Source organism: Cellulomonas sp. JZ18 (assembly GCF_009720485.1).
GTDB lineage: Bacteria > Actinomycetota > Actinomycetes > Actinomycetales > Cellulomonadaceae > Cellulomonas.
The window spans coordinates 3,272,699-3,294,156 of the sequence record NZ_CP045245.1 but is presented as its reverse complement, the minus strand read 5'-3'; the positions used below and the strand labels follow the sequence as shown (position 1 = coordinate 3,294,156).

Annotated in this window: 17 protein-coding genes, 1 tRNA gene and 1 pseudogene; 6 read left to right on the top strand and 13 right to left on the bottom strand. The window is 72.8% G+C overall.

Features of this window, described 5'->3' with window-relative positions:
• Nucleotides 1–44 precede the first annotated feature (44 nt).
• Complete coding sequence (locus GC089_RS14820) at nt 45–551, top strand: GyrI-like domain-containing protein (protein WP_155378293.1); 507 nt, start codon at nt 45–47, stop codon at nt 549–551.
• Between the two features lie 38 nt (nt 552–589).
• On the opposite strand, the pseudogene GC089_RS14815 reads toward GC089_RS14820, so the two are convergent.
• The 3 genes and pseudogenes from GC089_RS14815 to GC089_RS14805 form a co-directional block, all read right to left on the bottom strand.
• Nucleotides 590–1,971 (bottom strand): annotated as a pseudogene (locus GC089_RS14815) (GntP family permease).
• A 45-nt stretch (nt 1,972–2,016) separates the two neighbouring features.
• The gene (locus GC089_RS14810) at nt 2,017–2,523 is read right to left on the bottom strand and encodes a gluconokinase (RefSeq protein WP_155379261.1); all 507 of its coding nucleotides are present in this window, start codon (nt 2,521–2,523) and stop codon (nt 2,017–2,019) included.
• 88 nt (nt 2,524–2,611) lie between these two features.
• Complete coding sequence (locus GC089_RS14805; protein WP_196250720.1) at nt 2,612–3,115, bottom strand: class I SAM-dependent methyltransferase; 504 nt, start codon at nt 3,113–3,115, stop codon at nt 2,612–2,614.
• A 101-nt stretch (nt 3,116–3,216) separates the two neighbouring features.
• Here GC089_RS14805 and GC089_RS14800 point away from each other — a divergent pair, with 101 nt between their 5' ends.
• Both GC089_RS14800 and GC089_RS14795 read left to right on the top strand, forming a co-directional pair.
• A complete protein-coding gene (locus GC089_RS14800) occupies nt 3,217–3,627 on the top strand; it encodes a transferase (protein WP_155378291.1) in 411 nt (136 codons plus the stop codon).
• A gap of 91 nt (nt 3,628–3,718) precedes the next feature.
• The gene (locus GC089_RS14795; RefSeq protein ID WP_155378290.1) at nt 3,719–4,387 is read left to right on the top strand and encodes an AIM24 family protein; all 669 of its coding nucleotides are present in this window, start codon (nt 3,719–3,721) and stop codon (nt 4,385–4,387) included.
• 101 nt (nt 4,388–4,488) lie between these two features.
• Here GC089_RS14795 and GC089_RS14790 read toward each other — a convergent pair whose 3' ends face one another.
• From GC089_RS14790 to GC089_RS14775, 4 genes are all read right to left on the bottom strand, one after another.
• On the bottom strand, nt 4,489–5,895 hold the full coding sequence (locus tag GC089_RS14790; RefSeq protein WP_230685259.1) for a UDP-glucose/GDP-mannose dehydrogenase family protein: 1,407 nt from the start codon (nt 5,893–5,895) through the stop codon (nt 4,489–4,491).
• Between the two features lie 166 nt (nt 5,896–6,061).
• Nucleotides 6,062–7,198, bottom strand: a complete 1,137-nt coding sequence (locus GC089_RS14785) for a right-handed parallel beta-helix repeat-containing protein (RefSeq protein ID WP_230684845.1) — start codon at nt 7,196–7,198, stop codon at nt 6,062–6,064.
• The gene (locus GC089_RS14780; RefSeq protein WP_155378288.1) at nt 7,185–9,416 is read right to left on the bottom strand and encodes a right-handed parallel beta-helix repeat-containing protein; all 2,232 of its coding nucleotides are present in this window, start codon (nt 9,414–9,416) and stop codon (nt 7,185–7,187) included. The genes GC089_RS14785 and GC089_RS14780 overlap by 14 nt, the downstream gene beginning before the upstream one ends.
• Nucleotides 9,413–10,768, bottom strand: coding sequence for a glycosyltransferase (locus GC089_RS14775; RefSeq protein WP_155378287.1), 1,356 nt, complete (start codon nt 10,766–10,768; stop codon nt 9,413–9,415). The genes GC089_RS14780 and GC089_RS14775 overlap by 4 nt, the downstream gene beginning before the upstream one ends.
• A 459-nt stretch (nt 10,769–11,227) precedes the next feature.
• Between GC089_RS14775 and GC089_RS14770 the strand changes: the two genes are divergently transcribed.
• Nucleotides 11,228–12,580, top strand: coding sequence for an MFS transporter (locus GC089_RS14770; protein WP_155378286.1), 1,353 nt, complete (start codon nt 11,228–11,230; stop codon nt 12,578–12,580).
• Nucleotides 12,581–12,647: 67 nt separating this feature from the next.
• Here the strand turns inward: GC089_RS14770 and GC089_RS14765 are convergent, their stop codons facing one another.
• Genes GC089_RS14765 through GC089_RS14750 form a run of 4 tightly spaced genes read right to left on the bottom strand, consistent with a single transcriptional unit; the run spans nt 12,648 to nt 15,289 of the window.
• Complete coding sequence (locus GC089_RS14765) at nt 12,648–13,475, bottom strand: hypothetical protein (protein ID WP_155378285.1); 828 nt, start codon at nt 13,473–13,475, stop codon at nt 12,648–12,650.
• The gene (locus GC089_RS14760; protein ID WP_155378284.1) at nt 13,462–14,718 is read right to left on the bottom strand and encodes a hypothetical protein; all 1,257 of its coding nucleotides are present in this window, start codon (nt 14,716–14,718) and stop codon (nt 13,462–13,464) included. Before GC089_RS14760 ends, GC089_RS14765 begins: the two co-directional genes overlap by 14 nt.
• Nucleotides 14,715–15,002: a hypothetical protein gene (locus GC089_RS14755; protein WP_136518607.1), complete on the bottom strand. Its 288-nt coding sequence runs from the start codon at nt 15,000–15,002 to the stop codon at nt 14,715–14,717. The genes GC089_RS14760 and GC089_RS14755 overlap by 4 nt, the downstream gene beginning before the upstream one ends.
• Nucleotides 14,999–15,289, bottom strand: coding sequence for an SAV_915 family protein (locus GC089_RS14750; RefSeq protein ID WP_155378283.1), 291 nt, complete (start codon nt 15,287–15,289; stop codon nt 14,999–15,001). Before GC089_RS14750 ends, GC089_RS14755 begins: the two co-directional genes overlap by 4 nt.
• 230 nt (nt 15,290–15,519) lie before the next feature.
• Between GC089_RS14750 and GC089_RS14745 the strand changes: the two genes are divergently transcribed.
• Nucleotides 15,520–15,592, top strand: a tRNA-Arg gene (locus GC089_RS14745).
• A 1,238-nt stretch (nt 15,593–16,830) separates the two neighbouring features.
• Here GC089_RS14745 and GC089_RS14740 read toward each other — a convergent pair.
• Together GC089_RS14740 and GC089_RS19290 are read right to left on the bottom strand one after the other, a co-directional pair.
• A complete protein-coding gene (locus tag GC089_RS14740; protein ID WP_155378282.1) occupies nt 16,831–17,553 on the bottom strand; it encodes a DUF6338 family protein in 723 nt (240 codons plus the stop codon).
• A gap of 335 nt (nt 17,554–17,888) precedes the next feature.
• Nucleotides 17,889–18,389: a site-specific integrase gene (locus tag GC089_RS19290; RefSeq protein WP_230685258.1), complete on the bottom strand. Its 501-nt coding sequence runs from the start codon at nt 18,387–18,389 to the stop codon at nt 17,889–17,891.
• Between the two features lie 725 nt (nt 18,390–19,114).
• Between GC089_RS19290 and GC089_RS14730 the strand changes: the two genes are divergently transcribed.
• A complete protein-coding gene (locus GC089_RS14730; RefSeq protein ID WP_155378281.1) occupies nt 19,115–21,358 on the top strand; it encodes a P-loop NTPase fold protein in 2,244 nt (747 codons plus the stop codon).
• The last annotated feature ends 100 nt before the right edge of the window (nt 21,359–21,458 follow it).

Genomic DNA, 21,458 nt, shown 5'->3' with positions numbered 1-21,458 from the left:
GCCCGTCACCGGGCGTGTCGCAGGGTCCGGCTACGGTGCCCGTCATGTCGCACGCCGCCCCGCCCGTCCTGCTCGTCTCGGAGCCGACGGTCCGCGTCGCCGCCCTGCGCCGCACGGTCCCCACGGACGCCCTGGCCTCGTTCTTCGACGCCGCGTTCCCGGCGGTCGCGACCGCGGTGGCGGCCGCCGGCGCCCGCCCCGCCGGTCCGGCGATCGCCTGGTACGCCCGGGTGCCCGACGCGACGGCGGAGCTCACGGCCGCCGTCCCGGTCGCGGACGCGGACCTCGGACCGCTCGGCCGGGTGGGCGACGACGCCGTGACCGTCGTCGACCTGCCGGGCGGGCGCGCGCTCGCCACCGAGCACGTCGGCCCGTACGACGGCATCGGGGGCGCGTGGGACCGGCTCGTCGCGCACTGGCGCGCCGAGCACGGCGGTACGGGGCGGGGCGACTTCTGGGAGGTGTACCTGACCGACCCGGGCGACGGCGCCGACCCGGCGACGTGGCGCACGCGGCTCGTCCTGCCGCTGGACCCCGCGCCCACGCGCTGAGGCGGCGGCGCGGGGCGACGTCCCCGGCCGACCCGGGGTCAGCCCAGCACGAAGAAGACCAGCGCGATGCCGAACCCCATGAGGCCGATGAGCGTCTCGAGGACCGTCCACGTCTTGAGCGTCGTCCGCACGTCCATGCCGAAGAACCGGCCGACCAGCCAGAACCCGGAGTCGTTGACGTGCGACGTCATGACGGACCCGGCTGCGACGGCGAGCACGATGGCGGCGAGCTGGACGCCGCTGAAGTCGCCTGCCGCGACGGCGGGCTCGATGAGCCCTGCCGTCGTGATGAGGGCGACCGTCGCGGAGCCCTGGGCGATGCGCAGGATCGTGGCGATGAGGAAGCCCGCGACGATGATCGGCAGGCCGAGGTCGCCGAGCGCGTCCTCGAGCGCGCCGCCGATGCCCGACGCGCGCAGCACGGCGCCGAACATGCCGCCCGCCCCGGTGATGAGGATGACCGAGGCGACCGGGCCGAGGGCCGACTCGAGGAGCCGCTCGATCGCCGTCTTGTCGCGGCCGCGCCGGCGGCCCATCACGTAGGCCGCGACCAGGACCGCGATGAGCAGCGCGACCGGGGTCGCGCCGATCGCGCGGGCGACGGCGACCCACGGGGCGTCCTCGACCACGCCGGCCGTGGTCAGCAGGTCGAGGCCGGTGTTGACGAAGATGAGCAGCAGCGGCAGCAGCAGCACGCCGAGCACCGTGCCGAACGACGGCGGGTTGGCGGGCTGGTCCTCGTCGGAGGTCCGGCCGAGCAGCTCGGGCACGGGCAGCACCCAGCGCCGGCCGGCCCACACGCCGTAGAGGTACGAGGTCACGTACCAGGTGGGGATCGCCACGACCAGCCCGAGCAGCACCACGAGGCCGGGGTTGGCGCCGAGCAGCTCGGACGCCGCGACGGGCCCGGGGTGCGGCGGCACGAAGACGTGCATGACGGAGAACGCGCCCGCGGTCGGCAGGCCGTACGTCAGCACCGACCCGCCCAGCCGTCGCGCGACCGCGAAGACGATCGGCAGCATCACGACGAGGCCCGCGTCGAAGAAGATCGGGAAGCCGAAGATCAGCGAGGCCAGGCCGAGCGCGAACGGCGCCCGCCTCTCCCCGAAGCGCCGCACGAGCGTGTCCGCCATGACCTTCGCGCCGCCGGACGTCTCGACCATCCGCCCGAGCATCGCGCCGAGCCCCACGAGCAGGGCCACCGAGCCGAGCGTCGTGCCGAACCCCGTCACGAGCACGTCGACGACCGCCCCGCGGGCACGCCCGTCGCGAACGCCGTGACGAGCGAGACGAGGATCAGCGCGACGAACGCGTGCAGCCGCAGCCGGATGATGAGGAACAGCAGCAGGGCGATGGCGGCGGCGGCGATGCCGAGCAGCGGCCCGGCCCCGAGCGTCTGCTCCCAGTCCTCCGGTGGCACGGGTCCTCCTGCGGGTCGGGCGTCCGCGGCGGTCCGCGGCCGCGGTCAGTCGACGGTCAGCCGGTCCTCGGCGGTGAGCCCGAGGGCGCGCAGGGTGCGGTCGGCGACCACGTCCGGGGGGACGTCGACGACGACGGTGACGCCCTGCTCCTCCTCGGCGAGGGGCTCGAGCGTCGCGAGCTGCGACGGCAGCAGGGTCTGCGGCATGAAGTGCCCGGCGCGGTGCGCCATGCGCCGCTCGATGAGCTCGGGCGGGGCCGTGAGGTGGACGAAGCGCACGCGTCCCTCGGCCGAGCGCAGGACGTCCCGGTACGTCCGCTTGAGCGCCGAGCACGTGACGATCGAGCTCTGCCCCGCGTGCGTCTGGGCCGTCAGCCAGTCGCGGATCGCGTCGAGCCACGGCCACCGGTCCTCGTCGGTCAGCGGCGTGCCGGCGGTCATCTTCGCGATGTTGGCCGGCGGGTGGAACTCGTCGGCCTCGGCGTACGGCCACCCGAGTCGCTGCCGCAGCAGGGACGCGAGGGTCGTCTTGCCCGACCCGGCCACACCCATCACGACGAGGTGCTGCACCGGCCTGCGCTCCACACCCCGGACCTCCGCCTCGTCCCCCACGCGCCACACCCTGCCGGAGGTGCGGCGATCAGGCCACCGGTACGGCGGTGAGGGCGAGGCGCTGCGGCCCGCCGGCGTCCGTGTGCTCGTCCCAGCGCCACCCGGCGGTGTCGAGCGCGGCGAGCAGGGCGGGGCGCACGCGGGCGTCGACCGGGTCCGGCGTCTCGAGCACGAGCACGAGCGTGCCGCCGGGACGCAGGTGCCCGCCCACCGCCGCGAAGGCGTCCGCCGGCACGCCCGTCCAGAACGCGTTGAGGTTCACCGCGACGACGACGTCGGCGGGCGTGAGGTCGCCCCGCTCCGGCAGGTCCGCCAGGTCACCGGTGGCGACGTGCCACGCGTCGTCCGGGCGGTGCTCGGTCAGCCACGCGGTGAGGGCGGCCGTGGCACGGGGGGAGCGGTCGAGGGCCTCGTAGCGGCGGACTCGGCCGGCGAGGAGCGGCGCGAGGCCGCGCGGTCCGCTGCCGAGCTCCAGGACGGCGCCGCCCGTCAGGCCGGTGACCAGGAGAGCGGCGGCGGTGTGCCGGTCCACCGGCACCTCCTCGCAGGACCCGGACGCGCGCGGACGTGTCCCCGCTCACCATACCGCCCGGCGGGAACATCCCATGACCCGCCCGCGTTGGGACGGGTGTTATGAGGAAGCGATACGAGGATCTCGAGACCGACGACGGCCGGGTCGTCCGCTACTTCCGGCACTCGAACGGCGGCGGCATGGTCGCCAAGGGGGCCCGCGTGGCCGACGACGCGTACGTCGCGGACGGCACGTGGGTGGACCCCGGCGCGCAGGTGGAGCCCGGCGCGCACATCGGACGGCACTGCTGGGTGGAGCCGGGCGCGGTCGTCGCCGCGGACGCGCACCTGGCGACGTCCGTGCACGTGGGACGTGACGCGGTCGTGGGCCGCGCCGCCCGCATCGGCTCCCGTGCCGCGGTCGGTGCCCGCGCCCGGCTGGAGGACGGCGTCGTCGTCGCCCCCGAGGCGCACGTCGACGAGGGCGCCGAGGTGCACCGCCGCGGCTTCCCGCCGCACGTCCTCGCGGCCTGACCCGCAGCCCGTACACCGCACTCCCGGACGCCCCGGCGGTTCACCCGTCGGGGCGTCCTGCCGTCCCCGGCCGACCGGCAGGATGGCTCCCATGCGCAGCGAGATCTTCGACCAGTCCAACCTCGAGGTGCCGGGCACCAGCCGCTTCGTCCTGCAGAACCGCAAGATGCTCAAGGTGACGCTGGGCGAGCCGGTGATCGCCGCCAAGGGCGTCATGGTCGCCTACCAGGGCGCCGTGCAGTTCCAGCACAAGGGCGCCGACAGCCTCGCGAAGTTCGTCAAGCGGGCCATCAGCAGCGACGACCAGGCGCTCATGACCGTGCACGGGCAGGGCGACGTGTTCTTCGCCCGCTACGCGCACGACGTGTTCATCCTCGAGCTCGAGGGCGACGCGATCAGCATCGGCGGCAGCAACGTGCTCGCGTTCGACGCGAACCTGCAGTGGGACCTGCACCGCACCCGCGGCGCCGGGATGATGACCGGCGGGCTGTTCTCGACGCTCATCCACGGGCACGGCGCGGTCGCGCTCACGTCCGACGGCACGCCCGTCATCCTCGACTGCTCGCAGCAGCCGACGTTCGTCGACCCGAACGCCGCCGTGTGCTGGTCGGCGAACCTCTCGCCCGAGATCGTGTCGAGCATGAACGTGTCCTCGCTGCTGCGCGGCGGGACGGGTGAGGCGTTCCAGTACAAGTTCCACGGGCCGGGCTTCGTCATCGTGCAGCCGTCCGAGGGCTTCCCGGTGGTGACCCAGGGCTGACGCCGGCGGAGGCCCGACCCGGCACGCCGGCACCACTAGGGGCGTGAAGCGTTGTGGACGCGATGTGACCACAACGCTTCACGCCCCTGGTGCGTGCGCCGTCAGCGCGTCGCCGAGACCGCCTGGCCCGCCAGCGCCAGGGCCGTCGCGAGGTCGACCTCGTCCGCCGCGGACGACGTGAGCTCGACCGTGCGCGGCAGCAGCGGACGGCCCAGCGCGCGGTAGTCCCAGCCCGCGGCGCGGTACGCGTCGGCGTCGAGGGCGTGCCGGCCGTCGACGACGCGACGGTGGGCGACGAGCCAGCCCATCATCTCCGGGTCGGCGGTGCGGAACTGCGCCCACTCCGTCAGCAGCACGACGACGTCCGCGCGGTGCACGGCCGCGGGCAGGCTCTCGGCGTAGGTGAGCTCGGGGTAGGCGCGGCGCGCGTTGCCCATCGCCTCGGGGTCGTACACCTGCACGATCGCGCCCTCCTCGTGCAGCATGCGGGCGACGTCGAGCGCCGGGGCGTCGCGGATGTCGTCGGAGTTGGGCTTGAACGCCGCGCCCAGGGCCGCGACGCGCACGCCCGCGAGGGAGCCGCCGGCGACCTCGCGGACGAGGTCCACCGTGCGCTGCCGGCGGCGGGTGTTGATGGCGTCGACCTCGTGCAGGAACGACACCGCCTGCCCGACGCCGAGCTCCGCCGCCCGCGCGGCGAACGCGCGGATGTCCTTGGGCAGGCAGCCGCCGCCGAAGCCGAGACCCGGCTTGAGGAACCGGCCGCCGATGCGGTCGTCGAACGACAGCGCCTTCGCCAGCAGGTTCACGTCGGCGCCCGTGGCCTCGCAGACCTCCGCCATCGCGTTGATGTAGGAGATCTTCGTCGCGAGGAACGAGTTCGCCGCGACCTTCACGAGCTCGGCGGTCGCGAGGTCGCACTCCACGAGCGGCGTGCCCCGGTCGAGCACCGGGCGGAAGGCCTCGGCGAGCTGCGCCGACGCCCACGCGGACGACGTGCCGAACACGAGCCGGTCCGGCGTCAGCGTGTCCTGCACCGCGTAGCCCTCGCGCAGGAACTCGGGGTTCCACGCGAGCTCGACGTCGGTGCCGGCCGGCGCGGACGCCTGCAGCCGCTCGGTGAGCGCCTGCGCGGTGCCGATCTGCACCGTCGACTTGCCGACCACGAGCGCGCGTCGCGTCAGGTGCGGCGCGAGCGCGTCGACCGCCGCGTACACGTACGACAGGTCCGCGGCCAGGGAGTCCTTGCGCTGCGGCGTGCCGACGCACACGAAGTGCACGTCGCCGAACGCGCCCGCCTCGGCGTAGTCCGTGGTGAACCGCAGCCGGCCGCTCGCGAGCGCCTCCACCAGCAGCTCCTGCAGGCCGGGCTCGAAGAACGGCACCTCGCCCGCGGCGAGGCGTGCGACCTTCGCCGCGTCCACGTCGACGCCCAGGACGTCGAAGCCGAGCGCCGCCATGCACACGGCGTGGGTCGCGCCCAGGTAGCCGGTGCCGATGACGGTCATGCGGGGGCGGGTGACGACCGGGTGGCCGTCGACCACGGTCGGGGTGTCGCGCGGCGTCTCGTTCATGACGTCCTCCAGGGTGTGCTCGGCCCGCCCACGGCGGTGCGCGGGCCGGGCGGGTGGGGTGGGGGAGTGGGCGGTGCGGGGTCGGCGGCGGACCGACCGGTCAGGTGCAGCCGTCGGGGCTGACGCCCCCGACGCCCGTGAGCAGGGCGTTCGAGCAGGCCACGACGTTGTCGCGGGCGGGTCGCGGGGCGACGAGGAAGCCGTCCGGGGAGTCGAGCTCGCCCTGGTTGCGGCGGAACACGTTGTCGGTGCCCCAGCCGTCGATGATCTCGTGCGTCTGGAAGCCGTCGAGGGTGCTGTGCCGGCCGGTGTTGTCCTCCACCGTCCAGGCGCGGCCCTTGACGTCGACCCAGGAGTCCGCCTCGACCAGGCCGCTGCCGTCGAACGCGTTGCGGGCGACGAGCCCGTCCTGCGTGCCCTCCTTGATGTCGACCGCCTCGCTCGTCGTCGCCCAGAAGGCGTTCGCGACGACGCGGTTGCGGTCGCTCGCGTCGGGCTCGCAGTCCGTGACGTCGCAGAAGTTGGACTCGGCCGTCCCGACGTAGACGCCCTCGCCGAACTTCGGCTTGCGCAGCCCGGTGTCGCTGACCGCGTTGCCCGTGACGAGGTTGTCGGTGCTGACGCGGCGCAGGTGGATCGCCTCGTCCCCGATGTGGTGGACGCGCAGGCGGGAGACCGTCGTGCCGACCGTCCCGTCCGCCATGAGCCCCTTCTGCGCGTTGCGGATGGTGAAGCCGTCGACGTGCCAGTGCTGCGCGCCGTCGAGGTGCAGGGCGTAGCCGCCCTTGATCCCCTCGCCGTCCAGCACCGCCCCGCGGCCGCCGCACAGGGCGATCGGCTGCTGGGCCGTGCCCGACGCGCGGGCCACGAACTCGCCGGCGTACACGCCGTCGGCCAGCCCGATGACGTCGCCCGGGGCGGCGCCGTCGAGCGCGGCCTGCAGCCCGTCGGCGTCGCTGACCGTGACCGTCGGCGCCGGGCACGCGGGCGCCTCGGCGACCGGCTCGCTCATCCAGTCCGGCATCGGCGTCGCGCCCTCGGCCGACGCGTCCGCGTCGTCGTCCTCGTCGTCGTCCCCCGACGGGACGGGCGGCGGGGAGGGGACGACCGGGGGTGGGGTGCGCGTGCTCGTCGGTGCCGCCGTCGGCGCGTCGTCCCCCGACCCCGGCGCGCACGCGGCGAGGACCGCCAGGCCGAGGACGAGCAGGGCGGCGCGGACACGGTCAGCGCGACGCACCGTGCACCTCCCCGGTCCGGCGCTGGCGCACCTCGTGCTGCGGCAGCGGAGCGTCGTTCGCGGGGCGGCCGACGATCTCCGCCATGCGGGCCTGCGCCGCGTACGGGTGCCGGCGCTCGCGGGGACGGCCGAGGCCGCGCAGCGCCGTGACCAGCACCAGCAGCCCGAGCAGCACCCACATGACCGTCAGCGGCTGGGCGGCGTTGCGCACCACGGTCCAGAACGGCTTGGTGCTCGTCCAGCCGCTGGTGTCGTTGTCCGCGACCTCGGCACCCGTCGCGCGCTTGGCGTCGACGGCGCTCGGGCCGCGGCCCGCCAGGTCGTTCTCCCGCACGACCGCGCCCTCGGTGGCACCGACCAGCGTGACGCCGTGCAGCGTCATGCCCGACATGGTGTTGCGCCGCACGTCCGCGACCGCGTCCCGCAGGTACACGCCGTTCGGCCCGTCCTCCACCACGTTGCCGCTGACCGTGGCCGACAGCACGCCGTCCCGCAGCGCGATCGCGTGCCGGGCGTTGCCGCGCAGCCGGTTGCCGACGATCGCGACCTCCGACGCGGGGTCGCGCACGACGATCCCCATGTCGTTGCCGGACACGTCGTTCGCGGTCAGGCTCACGTTCCGGCCGCCGACCACCTCGATGCCGTGGCCGCCGTTGTCCGACGCCGTGCTGTTGGAGACCGAGTTGTTGCCGTAGTCGCCCACGGGGGAGCCCGTCGCGCTCGGGCCGTCCGCGAGGGACTCGCCGCGCAGCTCGATGCCCTCGTCGGCGTTGCCGGTCGACTCGACCTCGCTGAGCACGATGCCCGTCGTCGCGCGGGACAGCACGATGCCGTCGCCGCCGTTGTCGCTGACGACGGTCGCGCTGATCGCGGCGTTCGCGACGAAGCGGTGCAGCACGAGGCCGTCGACGAGGCTGCCGGTGACCACCGAGTCGGTGATGTCGACACCGTTCGCGCTCGACAGGAACAGGCCGAACGCGTTGCCCGCGAACGTCACGTCGTCGACGCTCGCGGCGACGTAGCTGAACGTGGGGTCGTCGAGGTCCACCTCGGGCAGCGGCAGGTCGCCCGCGGGCAGGATGCCGTCGACGAGGCCGCCGGCCGGCGGGGCGGCGGGGTCGGGGGCGGCCGAGGCGGCCGCCGCCTGCTGCTGGGCGCGCATCGCGTCGACGTTGTCCCGCAGCTCGCGGCCGAACGACTCGAGCGCGCCGCCGGTGGGGCGGTCCGTGCCGGTCAGTGCGACCCCACCCGTGCGGCCGCTCCAGAACCCGAGGTCCCGGAACTCGGTGCCCCGCAGGTCGACCTGGCCGCCGATGGAGCGCACGTACGCGCGTCCGTCGTCCGTGAGCAGGTCGGGGGCGCCCGTCGAGCGGTCCCAGCTCGTGACGACCACCGGGTCGGTGCTGGTGCCGCGGGTGACGAGCTTGCCGCCGTAGTTGACGATCGAGACGAACCGCTCCGCGTCGCTCGCGAGCCGCAGCGTCAGGCCGCCGGGTGCGGTGAGGGCGAGCGTCGCGCCCGGCTGCACGACGAGGTTCTCGGTGAGCAGGAACGCGCCGTCGGGCTGCCGCACGAACGTCTGCGGGGCCAGCGCCAGCAGGTCCGTCACCGTGTAGTCCGCCTCGCGCTTGGTCAGCACCAGCGTGTACGTCGAGCCGTTCGTCAGGCGGTACGGCGTCGTCATGTCGAGCTGGCGCCAGCGGACCATCGAGCTGACCGTGCGCACCTCGTCGAGGCGGTCGTCCTCGTCGGCGACGAGCACGGCCTCGGTCGTCGGGTCGCCGGGGTAGGGGCGGCCGCCGGCGGAGGCGTCGGCGTCCTCGGCGTCCGTGCGGTCACCGGTGTCGCGGGCCTCGGCGTCGGCGCTCGTCGCCGTGCTGGTGCCGGTCGCGCTGGGCGTGCCGGTGCCGGTCGCCCCGGGGGTGCGCCTGCCCGCGCCCGTCGTCGTGTCCGCGGCCTGGGCGGTGCTGCCCGCGCTCGCCGGCTCGGTGCCGGCCCCGTCCGCCGGCGGCGCCTCGATGTCGCCGAGCGCGGCCGCGACGACGGCGAGCACCACGCCCATCGGCCCCGTCAGGAAGGAGGAGTCCGACGTGGTGGGCGACGCCGCGCGCGGCGCAGCGGAGGCAGGGGTCGCCGCGAGCGTCGTCGCGAGGACGACCGCCAGGGTGCAGGCCGCGACGCGGCGTCGGCGCCGGCGGAGCAGCGGCGCGCGGTTCACGCGGTCACCTCCGCGGTCCGGTGGGCGACCGCGCCGACCGGCACGAGGGCGGGGGAGGGGGCAGGGGCGGGAGCCGGCGTCGGGGTGGTGGGCCTCGCCGGCGTGCCCGTCAGCGTGCCCGCCGTCTGGCCGTCGCCGCCGATCTGGTCCGCGTGCCGCGTGAGCCACCCCTGCTTGTTCATCGTGAGGAAGGCGTAGAGCTTGATGGGCAGCGCGATGAAGATGACGACGAGCGTGACCAGCGGCAGCAGGACGACGTCCTTCGGGTGCCGGCGCAGGTAGGACAGGCCGCGGATGCCGCGCCCCAGCAGCAGCCACACGACGACGGCGGCGACGCTGCCGGCGGTCGGCTCGAGCCGGGAGAACGCGAGGTACCCGAGGGTGATGCCCATGGTCACGGGCGTGAGCAGGATCTGCAGGACGGTGATCTTGGTGACGAACGGGACCCGCCACAGCCAGCCCTTGTACGCGGCGGTGAGGTAGCAGCGGTAGGAGTTGCGGCTCCACCGCACGCGCTGCTTGACGAACGCCCGGAACGACGCGGGGAACATCGACAGCGCGCGGGCCGACGACTGGTGCACCGTCGTGTAGCCGGACGCCAGGACGAGCCAGGTGAGGCGCCCGTCGTCACCGGCGATGCAGCGCCGGCCGAGGAAGAACTCGTCCTCGAGGTTGGGCAGCACCGGCAGCACGGCGGCCCGCCGGTAGGCGGCGGTGCGGCCGGACACGCACGCGACAGCACCGGCGCGGCCCATCGCCGGCACGTAGTCGTAGTAGCGCAGGCTCACGAGCCAGTCGGCGACGCGGCGCCACACGCTCGAGCCCCGGTCGTACACGTTCTGCTGCGTGCTGACCGCGCCGACGTCGGGGTCGGCGAACGGCATCTGCACGGCCTCGAGCAGCCCCGGCTGCCAGGACGTGTCCGAGTCCGTGAGCACGAGCAGCTCGCCGCGGGCGTGCCGGATGCCCTCGCCCAGCGCGGACCGCTTGCCGGCGTGGCGGAACAGGATCGGCCGGATCACCGGGTCGCCCAGCGCGCTGATGCGCTCGTACGCCTCGGTGTCGGCCAGGTCGAGGACGACGATGATCTCCGTCGGGTCCTGCGACCGCCACGACGCCAGGCAGCTCATGAGGATGTCCGGGTCCTCGTGGAACGAGGGCACGACCACCGACGTCGTCGCGCGGAAGTCCGACGTGATCGGCCGGGCCATCCGCGACAGCACCACGCGGTACAGCCACAGGCCCCAGACGACGATGCCGGCCAGCGCGAGCGGGAACAGGTCGCGCAGGTTCTCGAACGTCAGGGCGCTCGTGTCGAGTGCGGGCAGGAAGGACGTGGCGGCCGAGGGCATCGGGGGGCTCCCGTCGGTTCGGTGCGGCGTCTCCGTTGACCTGGCGAGGCCGAAGGTAGGCGCGTGGGACCAACGCCGTGAATAGTCCGATCGGGGGCGAACCGGACACCTGTCCGACTCCCGGGTGAACCGTCGCGGCGGTCGCGTCCGTGGTCGTCGGGGCTGTGACTGCGTCCGGCCGGGTGAGCGGAGACCACGTCGCCGCAGGTGGGAGCGGGGCGGTCCGCCGTCGCGTCGGCGGCGGCGACGGCGAACGCAGGCGATTCCGTCATATAGGACGAAACACCCCTCCGTCCGACCGGTTCGTCCACCATGTGGGCGACCCGGCCCTGCCCAACGTGCCCGGCGTGGACCGCTCCCCGCAGGCGGGCGCGCGCGCCATGATCGTCGGATGGCGTCGAGCACACCGTCCCGGGCCCCCGCGGACGCCTCGCCGTCGCCACGCTCGCGCTGTCCCTCGTGCTCGTCGAGTTCCTCGCGGGCATGCAGCGCTACCTGTCGCAGACCGTGCTGCCGCTCGTCGCGGACGAGCTGGACGGCGCCCACCTGTACGGCCCGCTGGACGCCGCCGCGCAGGCGCCGACGTTCCTGATGATGCCCGTCGGCGCGTGGCTGCTCTCCCGGTTCCGCGTCGGGCGGCTCCTGGTCGTCTTCACGGTCGTCACGGCGGCCGGTGCGGTGCTGTGCGCGGTGGCCACCTCGATGCCCGCGTTCGTCGTGGGCACGGCCGTGCGCGCGCTCGCCGCAGGGGCGCTGGCGACGGTGAGCATGGGGGCGATCAGCCGTGGGCTCCCGCCGCGGTACCGGCAGCTCGTGCTCGCGGGGATGTCCGGCGTCTGGCTGTTCTCGTCCGTGCTGGGCCCCGTGTACGCCGTCGCGGTCTCGACGGCGTTCGGGTGGCGGTGGGCGATGGTGCTGTACCTGCCGCTGCTGCTGCTCGCGCGGCTGCTCGTCGCGCGGTCCATGCCGGAGCGCACCCAGCCGGCCGAGGCGGAGCCGGCGCCGTGGGCCTGGTCGGTCGCGCTGGCCACCGGTTCCGCGGTGCTGTCCCTGCCGCTGGGTGCGTGGTCCGCGCTCGCGGTCCTCGTGGGCGGCGGCCTCATGCTGCGGGCCGCCGCCGCCGTGCTGCCCGACGGGACGTTCCGTGCGCGCAGCGGGCGACGGGCGGGGCTCACGGCGCTGCTGGTCGTGGCGGCCGTGTACTTCGGGGCGACCATGGTGCTGTCGGTCGTCGCGCACGACGCGTTCGGGCTCGGCGCGGGGCACTTCGGGTTCGTCATCGCGGCCCCGGGGTTCGCGTGGGCCGCCGCGGCGCTGTGGACCGGGTCGCACCCGGCGCTCGACGACGCCGGCTTCCGGCGGCGGGCGCTGCGGGCCGGCGTGGTCGTCGCCCTGGGCGTGGCCGTGGTGCTGGGGACGACGCTGCTGGCGCCCGCCGGGGACCGGCCGGCGTTCGTCGGGCTGCTGGTGGGGGCCGCGCTGCTGGGGCTCGGGATGGGGACGGTGTACCCGGACCTGCTCGGCCGCTGCCTGAGCCGACCCGAGCAGGGGGACGGGATCTCCGAGGACCGCATGGCGGCGGCGGTGGTCGTCGCGGAGTCTGTGGGCCTGGCGCTGGCGAGCACCGCGGCGTACGGCTGGCTCGGCGGGGGCCTGGGGCTGGTGGAGGAGCCGCTGCAGCGGGCGCAGGTGCTGTACGCGGTGCTGCTGGCGCTCGCGGTGGTCATGCTGCGCGTGCTGGTGCGGGCGGGACGGTCGGCGCAGGTGGGGGCCGAGGGGGAGCGCGGCGCGGTGCGTCCGCGAGGGCGGTAGGCGGCGAGTCCTCGGCTGGCGCGCAGTACCGGGCGGGCCGGCCACCGGCTCGGCCGGGTTCGGTCGGTCAGCGCGGGGGCCGGACGTGCTCCGCGAGCCGCGTGCGGGCCCTGCCGTCCGCGATCTCCGCCCGCGCCGCCGGGTTCTGCGCGTAGTGCAGCAGCGTGCCGGCCAGGAACCGGACGTCGACGTCGACGGCGGGGGCCGGCACGTCGAGGTGCGGCCCGCGCGGGGCGGGTGCGAACAGCACGCGGGGCCTGCGCCGCCAATCGAGCGTGGCGCCGGGGCGGCCCATGAGGCGCAGGGACGTCCAGGCGCCGGCGTCCACGAGCGTCGCGCCGACGACGTCGTCCCACGCGAGGGCGCCGTCGCCGTCCCACCCGTGCAGCTCGACGCCGTGCGGGGTCAGGACGAGCCGGGCGCGGCGACGCAGGCGCAGCAGGCTGTCCGGCAGCAGCAGCGCCAGCAGCAGCGCGAGGGCGCCGGTGAACCACGCGGCGGCCCCGGCGTCGCCCTCCGCCGCCTGCAGCACGGTGGCGGCGGCGAGCAGGACCACGAGCCCGGCGACGGTGAACGCCGGGACGGCGATGATCGTGCGCGCCCAGGCGAGCTCGACCGCAGGGCGGCCGTCGTCCGTGGTCGTCGTCGTGACGCGGGCGCCGTCGAGGCGGGGGCGGCGCAGGTACATGCGGTGGAAGCCGACGGCGCCGGCGGCGACCCAGTGCAGGCCGGCGGCCGCGGCGACGAGCGACACGGCCGGCGACCAGGTCCCCGGCTGCGTGAGCATCCCCAGCGACACCACCGTGAGCACGGAACCCAGGAGCGCGTTCCCGACGACGACGAACCACAGGAAGCCGCGCCCCATGCCCCGTCTCGGCGCGTCAGAAGAGGGCATCCCACGCGTCCTTCACCGTGCCGCCGACCGCTCCCGCGGCGTCGCCGATCATCTCGCCGGCGTCGCCGACGGTGCTCGTCATCTCGTCCCAGCCGTCGGCGATGGCGTTGCCGACGTCGCCGAGGGAGTCGACGCCGTTCTCCCACATCGAGTCGACGGCGCCGGACGTGATGAGCCCGACCGTCGTCCCGACGACCGTGCCGACGACCGCACCGGCGACCGTCCCGACAACAGGGACGGGCACGAAGGACCCGACGATCGCGCCGGTCGCCGCACCGGCACCGGCGCCCGCGAGCAGGGACGCGGCGAAGCCCGCGCCGTTCGACACGGCGGCCTGCGCGGGGGACTCGCCGTCCTGGATGTCGTCGTAGATGCCGTACCCGGTGGCCGCGACGCCGAGCACGAGCAGCCCGCGCCCGAGCGCGACCGGGACCTTCGCGTTGGAGGCTGCGCGTGCGGCGTCGTCGGCCAGCGCCGTCTCGGCGCGCATGCGGTCGTAGAGGTCGTACCAGTGCGACGGGGTGGTGACCACGCGGCCGTCAGGGGCGAGCTCGGACACGTGCCGGGCGAGCGAAGCGGCCTCGGCGGCGTGCATCTGCGCGCCGGAGGAGGCGAACCGCGACACCGCGGTGATCGCACCCACCTCGGCACCGGCCGCGAGCAGGTCCCGCGTCAGCCCGACGAGGTTGCCGGAGTTGCCGGTCCACGTGCGGGACGCGTCGTCGAGGGCGGTGCGCCAGCGGCTCCGCGCGCGGTCGACGATGTCGACGACCTCGTCCCAGGTCCGGATCTTCGCGACGGCGAGCGCGTGCGCCTGCATCGCCCGTCCGTGCGCCTGCGCCTGCTCGGGGGTGGCGCCGGACGGCAGGTCCGCGACGGGCTGCGCCGCCGGGGGTGAGTGCACGACCGTGCCGTCCACCTGCAGCCCGCCGCTGCGCGCGACGCCGAGGGCGCGGTCCATCTCCGCCTGCTCGGCCTCGAGCGCGGCGGCGAGGGTGTCGAGGCTGCGGGCGGTGTCGGACACGGTGGTGCCCAGCTGCGTGGTGCGCGTCGAGAGCGTCGCGATGCGACCCTGCGCAGCCTCGGAGGCGGTGCCGTCCCAGGCCTCCGCGGCCCGGTCGCGCTGGCTGCGGCTGGTGTTGGCGGCCTGCGTCGCCGCCGGCACGAGCGTCCCGGAGAGCCAGGACGACACCGCGCGAATCGATGCCGGCTCACCCTCGATCCGGGCGTCGACCGTGCTCATCCGAGCTCCCCGACGATCGCCGCGAGCCGCTCGTCCGCGCCCGAGTCGGTCGCTGCCAGCGTCTGCTCGCACTCCGCGACGCGCTCGCCGAGCAGGTCGGCCTCGTAGGCCAGGTACGCGACGGTGCCCGAGACGGTCGTGAGGATGCCGGCCAGCAGGGGAGCGGCGTCGCCCGTCCCGGTCGACGCCGGGATGGACCGGCACGCGCCGTCGAGGTCCTCCCCGGCCGCCCGCAGCGCGGACGCGATGCCGTGCAGCGCCGTGAAGTCCGCGCCGATGCTCATGCCGTCGCCACCGTCCGGTGCTCCTCCGGCACGAGCATGTCGAGCAGCACCAGGTCGAACGGCCGGACGTCGTAGAGCTTCTGCAGCTCCGACGTCGGCAGCGTGAACCACGGCTGGTCGGGACCGGCGCCGGCGTGCAGGCGGTCGAGCGCCGAGTAGACGAGGAGGGCCGTGCGCCCGTCGCGCGTGGTGCGGTAGACGACCTCGAGGTCGGCGGGGTCGGTGACCGCGCGGACGCAGGGGATGTAGAGGATCGGCGGGTAGTCCGCCGGGAGCGGTCGCGTCAACGTCTCTCCTCGTGCCGGGCATGGACGGCGGGGCTGCGGTGCGGCCGGCGCGATGCGTCGACGGACCGCGGTCGTTCGGGACATTACCGTCGAGCGGCGACAGAAGGGGTGCCGCGAGCCGCGAGCGGCGGGGCCGCGTGCCGGGACGCCAGGCCGGTAGGCTGGGCGACGGTCCAGCCGAGCGCTCAGCCCGGTTGTGTCCGCCCGGGCCGCGCGACCGCGGGGCCCGAGCGCCTGTAGCTCAGGGGATAGAGCACCGCTCTCCTAAAGCGGGTGTCGGCAGTTCGAATCTGCCCAGGCGCACATAGATGTTGTTGCAGGCCAGGGGGCGATATGGACGCCGCGGCCGCGACGGGGTCTGTGTCCGATTTGCTGGGCATTGGGCAGGTGTGGTCAGCGATTTGTCTCAGGACGTGGACGGCCTGTCGAGGACGTGGACGGACGCCGGCGGACGCCAACGGCTGATATTCGTAAGCGGCGACCTCCGATGCGGTCTGGCCCGCGCCTGCGCCATCCCGGAATGAGGACAGCGCTCGGCGCTCCACTGAGTTGAAGGGGCCGCTGCGGGTCCATCCTGGCGATGACCATCTGCCGCGTTGGGGCGGTACCGGTGATCCCGGCGCGCCTCTCGTGCTCCGCGGGAAGTACTCGAAAGATGGTGGCATGGAGGAGTCGACGGGTGAGCAGGTGCGCCAGCACTAGCCATGCAGAGATTAGGAGCACCTACAGGTCGCTTGACCGCTGGCGGGCTCGCTCCAGAACGGTTGAAGAGCCGCAGCCGGCAGCGAGTTGCACGTCGACGCGGTGGCACGGTCCCGATTCCCCGTTATCAGGTGGCTCGTCTGAGCCTGATTGCAGGCGTGCAAAAGCTCAACCTTTCTCGGGTGCCGCTTGAGCAACGCGAGGGCTTCCCGATTGCTCACCTCACGGTGCTTCGGGGGCGCTTCTTGGCGCGGTGCGTGCGGTCTGGCTCCTTGCTCCTGACGACCGGCATGATCGTCAGCAGAATGCCCTCCGCACCATCCACGAGGTGCACCGGCGCCTCCACCAGTTCATCGCGTCCGGCGCGGCGGGCCTCGCCCCTGACGAACAAGTACTGGCGTTGAGCGAACTGCAGGGCAGGCTCCAGGCGATCAGGGCGCGATGGGCAGCGACGCCGAGCCTGACGGCAAACCAGGCGCCTACCGAGACTCAAGTGGTGACGTCGGCAGCCCGGGCGGCCTTCTCCGATGCGAGGCAGCGGTCCGCGATCCCCGGGCTCTGGATGCAGCTGAGCGGGGACGCGCACGGCCTAGGTTGGCCCGTGCTCACGCGGCCAAGCACTGAGATGGTCTCGCTCCGGCGGCGCGCTGGTTACTCCGCTCGAATGGCCGAATTCCGATCAGGCGCCGACCTCTTCGAGATCGCGGAGTCGTTCATGGCTGCGTTCACCATGTTGCGGCGCGGCTGGAGCCTCTTCGATCACCGATGCGAGGCTCCGCGGGCTCAGTCTAGCTAGCGCCTGAGGGAAAAGGCGGCTGCGGCGTGCTTGAGGCTGGAGGTTAGGGCCCCTCGTCCCGGTACGTGACGTACTGGACGGTGATCGAGTCGATGTCGTCCCCTGAGAGAAGTACAACCTGCCATGCCGAAGGAAGGGGCTTCGGAGGCGCATCTGGCGGCCCAACCGCCAGTGGCCTCTGCAGCACGAGCTCGCGCCCGGAGGTCTCAAGATCAGTGCTGAACGGTCCGGCTCGCCCGAGCCACACTGTCCCGCTCTTCAGGCGTACCCGCAGATGGGCAAACTGACCTTCGGGAACGTTCTCCGCGAGGATCAGCTTCCAAGTGGAGACGGCGCGGATGCGGCCCGGTCTCTCCCCACTGCGCCACCAGGTCTTGGTCAAGAGGTCCCGCCAAGTTGATGCGGTGAGCGGAGAACGACGGCGACGATTCAGCCACAGGTTGGAGCCCCACGCTGCACCGAAGGCCATCAGGGTCTGGGCGCCGAGTGTCGCGGCGAGTCGAGCGGAGCCGTACTGCTCCACCGGGTCGTCGGCCTCGAGGGCGGCGAAGGGCCACACCAGGACCTCTGGCAGGGCCGCCGCGAGCGCACAGACGAGCAAGAACGCCGCGCCGCCGAAAATCAGAGAAGCGAGCGTGATACGGCCTGCCTCGCGGAGGGCCGTCTCCTTCACCTGAGCACGCCGACGATCGGCGAGCAGATCAAACAGGACGCCAGGTGCGATCAGGAGGAGGAAGAGAAGTGCACCGCCCCAACTGGTCGGCATCAGTCCTCGAAGTTGTCTGCCTCAGGGGCGGGATTGGCCATGTTGACGATGTTGCCCGGTGCCGGTGGGGCCAGCGGCACCATCTCGAGGCCACGCTGCTCCGAGAGTTCGACGTACTGACGGTTCTCTGAGCCAGACCGCTCCGAGCCAGCGCTCTCCGACATCCTCGTTTCCTTTCGTCGTGGGGCTCCAGTCTGCCAGCCGGCACGGACACACATGGGCTGAACGCGGTCCCTGAGCGCCATTCAGCGATGCGAGCGGGAAGTCGCGGGCGGCGGCTCGATCCCACGCGGCGCCTGCATCAGCGGGATCACCGGCAGCCGCTCCATCGCCTGCTAGGTGGCCTCGCTGAACAGGTGCCCGTACAGGTCCACCGTCATCGTCGCGGTGGAGTGCCTGAGGATGACCTGCACGGCCTTCACGTCAGCCCCAGCCGCGATGAGCAGCGACGCGGCGATGTGCCGCAGGTCGTGGATCGTCGTCCCCTCGACGCCCGCGGCCCGAGTCGCGTTCATCCACCGCGATCGTGCGCGGAAGTTCGTGTTCGTCCACACGCCCCCGGTCGGGCTCGGGAAGAGGCACCCTCCCGGCGCCGTCCCGGCGACCCGCGTCCGCACGTACTCATCCAGCGCCGCAGGCACCGGCACCGTCCGGGTCTGGTGGGTCTTCGTCGGCCCGAACACCGCGCCGCTCGTCCGCTTCGACTGGGTCGCGGCGCGGTGCACCCGGACGCCGAGCCCGTGTGGCGTCTGCACGACGTCGTCGACCCGGAGCGCTGCCATCTCCGAGAATCGGCACCCCGTGGTCCCGAGGAACAGCACGACGGGCTGGCACAGCGGCGGGACCGCCGTGACGAGCCGGCCGAGCTGCTCGGGCCGCAGCCAGCGCGGCTCGCGCTTGGTACCGCCACGCGGGCAGCGACACCATCCGCGCGACGTTCACCGAGAGCCGTCGGTCGCGGATCGCGTAGTCGAACACCAGCCGGATCATCGACAGCGCCCGACGCCGCGTCGCCGTCGCAAGCCCGCGTGCCGTCAGCGCCGACATCACTCGCTCGACGTCGGCCGCCGAGATCCCGGAGATCGGGTAGGCGCCGATCTCCGGGATCACGTACTTGTCCAGCAGGAACCGCGTGTTCTCCTGGCTCCGCACCGCCAGGTGACCACGCGAGGCCTGCCACTCCTCGGGCAGCGCCGCGAACGTCATCCGCCCGCGCGCCGGGTCGATCCACGAGCCGGCGTCCAGCTTCGCGAGCTGGTCCGCCTCCCAGCGCTTGGCGTCGACCCGGCGCCCGAACGACCGCTGCGCGATGACCCGGCCCTCGAAGAACACCTTCGCGCGCCAGGTCACCTTGCCTGTCGGGTGTGCCCGCCTGGTGACGGACATCAGCGCCGCTTGACCGGCATCGTCGGCTCGCGCTCGACCCACGCCGCCGGGAGGAGGATCACCGTGCCCAGGCGCCGGCACGGGATCTGCTCGCGCCCGCGCCCCGCCTGCGCGACTCGAAGGCATCGGGTACGCCTTCGGACCTGCTCGCCCGTCGCGGCGCTACGGTCGCGCCATGGAACGAGCCGAGGCGGCAAGCGCTGAGCCAGTCAGCATCAACCTGCTCAGCGACGACCCTCGCGATGGGTCACCTGAACGGCCCGATGATTTGGGACGTCACTCGTTCACGACCTATCTCGCCTCGCTAGTAGACACCGTGAGGGCCCAGAGCGAGTCGAGCGTGATGGCGCTCATCGGCGACTGGGGCTCCGGGAAGACGTCGATTCTTGAGCTTCTCCGCAAGCACTTGACCTCCAGGCGCTCGGACTCGTGGCTGTTGGCGGAGTTCAACCCTTGGACCTATCCGGACGCCCCCAGTCTTCAACATGGCTTCTTCAACGAGCTCGCCGCAGCGTTGCCGAAGGGCAGCCGGCCGAGCGGGGCGCGAGCGAAGGTGGGTGACCTCGCACGTACCATTAGTCCGATTGGGAAGCTCGGCGGAATCATCGGTGTCGACGCCGAGGGCGTGATTACGACCATTGCGGACCTCGTCAGTGGCGATACGAGCGCCTCCGCCGCGAAGCGCTCCGCCGAGGCGGCGCTTCGGCGTCTCCAACGTCCGGTGTTGATGGTGGTGGACGACCTGGATCGCTTGACCCCGCAGGAACTTCTCGAGGTGCTCAAGCTCGTTCGGCTTGTAGGGCGTCTTCCCCATGTTTATTACCTGCTCGCTTACGACGAGCGGACCCTTCTAGATGTCCTTCAGAACACACCGATCGCTGGGGGCAACGAGTCGCGCGCGCGCGCATACTTGGAGAAAATCGTGCAGGTGCGCCTGGACATGCCTGTGCTCCGGGAGTCGCAGCGATCTGTCTTGCTCAACCGTGGGCTGACATCGATTCTGACCAGCAATAGCGCACCGCTGACGGCCGCTGACCAACGACGGCTCAGCGAGATCTACTTCGAAGTGCTCGACCGTCGCCTGGCAACTCCTCGCGCGATCAGCCGCTTCCTCGGGCAGGTGCAAGCCTTCTTCGGGCCCCTGCGCGGCGAAGTGGATTTCGTCGACTTCCTTCTCATGACCTGGCTCCGAACGCAGGAACCGGGTGTCTACGCGATGGTGCAGCGAGAGCGCGATGCGCTCCTTGGCCGCGCCTCCACTTCCTGGCGCTTCGGCGGCCGGGATGCCACCGCAGCCAAGGAGCGGCAGAGGTTCTGGAGCGACAGGATCGAGCGAGCGCGCGTTGATAGTGATCACCGCGACGGCGTCATACGCGTACTCTCCGACCTTTTCCCCGAGATTCAAGCCGCATTCGCGAGCGCGAGCTCCTTCACGACGGCTGGGCAGCGGTCGACGCCCAAGGCGGTGTCTCACGCCGACTACTTCGACCGCTACGTTAGCTTTGGCGTGCCCGAGGACGACTTCCCGGACTCGCTGCTCAGCCAGTCCTTGGGCGAACTCGCGCGAGGGATCGAAGGTCGGCCGGTTCAGCGCCTCAAGGCCGAGATCCGAGACAACACTGCGCGGGCGGCGCGAAAGATTGAGGGACTTCGTGACTCAGGCGAGACCCTGCCTGAGGTCGCGATCTTCGAGTTGTTCGGAGAGTTGTGGCCGCAGCTCGATGATACGCCTCGCGAGATATTCGACGACCCACGGCGCTCGGCGGAGCACGGCGCGGCACTCGCGCTTGTGCGAGCGGGTAGCGAGGCGGCCGCAGAGGCGGTAGCGCGGAGGTGTGCGCAGCCGGAGACTTTCCGATTCTCGGTGAACGTTGTCCGAGCGCTGCACCGGAACGCGCGCTCGCCGTACGGAAGTTTCGTGCCACCCGGTTTTGATCTCGAAGGGCTCGTCGACATAGTCAGGTCTGCACTCAGCGCTTGGCATTCCGCAAATCGATTCGATTCCCCATTCGCCGACGGCGCGATGAGCGGCTTTTGGCCGTGGGTCGAACTTGACCCTGCGGCCGCCCATGGTTGGCTACGCGAGCGCGTCGATTCGGGCGCCTGGCCTCTCGTTGAGGTTGTCGGGGCTCTCACCTCTCTGACGGTGCCGATCGGTGTTCCGGGAGCGTCACCGAACATCGGTGAGTTCGCGAGCTCGACCGCAGACGATGTATTCGGTTTGGAACGGGTTCTTGCGGAACTTTCTGCAGAACTCGACGCAGTGGCGCCCCTGGAAGGTGACGTGTTGCGAATCCCCGCAACTCGTGAGAACCGGATCAGTTACGCGTTGTCCGCGCTCCGTCGGATGCGGAAGGATAGGTCGCCGGATGAAGTAGGGGAGGCGCGGCCCATGTCGGGGGTGTCCGACGAGTCGTAGCTCGGAAGCGATGCGGCGCGATTTCTGAAAGGCTACGAGTCGATCGGGGCGCACGGTCCTGGTGGCGGCGGCGTCCAGCATGCGGCCCACGACGACGTCG

What these genes read in the sequence shown, in the direction of transcription:
- GC089_RS14820 (WP_155378293.1), top strand. Translation starts at nt 45, where the DNA reads ATGTCGCACGCCGCCCCGCCCGTCCTGCTCGTCTCGGAGCCGACGGTC.
- GC089_RS14810 (WP_155379261.1), bottom strand. Translation starts at nt 2,523, where the DNA reads ATGGGTGTGGCCGGGTCGGGCAAGACGACCCTCGCGTCCCTGCTGCGG.
- GC089_RS14800 (WP_155378291.1), top strand. Translation starts at nt 3,217, where the DNA reads ATGAGGAAGCGATACGAGGATCTCGAGACCGACGACGGCCGGGTCGTC.
- GC089_RS14795 (WP_155378290.1), top strand. Translation starts at nt 3,719, where the DNA reads ATGCGCAGCGAGATCTTCGACCAGTCCAACCTCGAGGTGCCGGGCACC.
- GC089_RS14790 (WP_230685259.1), bottom strand. Translation starts at nt 5,895, where the DNA reads ATGACCGTCATCGGCACCGGCTACCTGGGCGCGACCCACGCCGTGTGC.
- GC089_RS14775 (WP_155378287.1), bottom strand. Translation starts at nt 10,768, where the DNA reads ATGCCCTCGGCCGCCACGTCCTTCCTGCCCGCACTCGACACGAGCGCC.
- GC089_RS14765 (WP_155378285.1), bottom strand. Translation starts at nt 13,475, where the DNA reads ATGCCCTCTTCTGACGCGCCGAGACGGGGCATGGGGCGCGGCTTCCTG.
- GC089_RS14760 (WP_155378284.1), bottom strand. Translation starts at nt 14,718, where the DNA reads ATGAGCACGGTCGACGCCCGGATCGAGGGTGAGCCGGCATCGATTCGC.
- GC089_RS14755 (WP_136518607.1), bottom strand. Translation starts at nt 15,002, where the DNA reads ATGAGCATCGGCGCGGACTTCACGGCGCTGCACGGCATCGCGTCCGCG.
- GC089_RS14740 (WP_155378282.1), bottom strand. Translation starts at nt 17,553, where the DNA reads ATGCCGACCAGTTGGGGCGGTGCACTTCTCTTCCTCCTCCTGATCGCA.
- GC089_RS14730 (WP_155378281.1), top strand. Translation starts at nt 19,115, where the DNA reads ATGGAACGAGCCGAGGCGGCAAGCGCTGAGCCAGTCAGCATCAACCTG.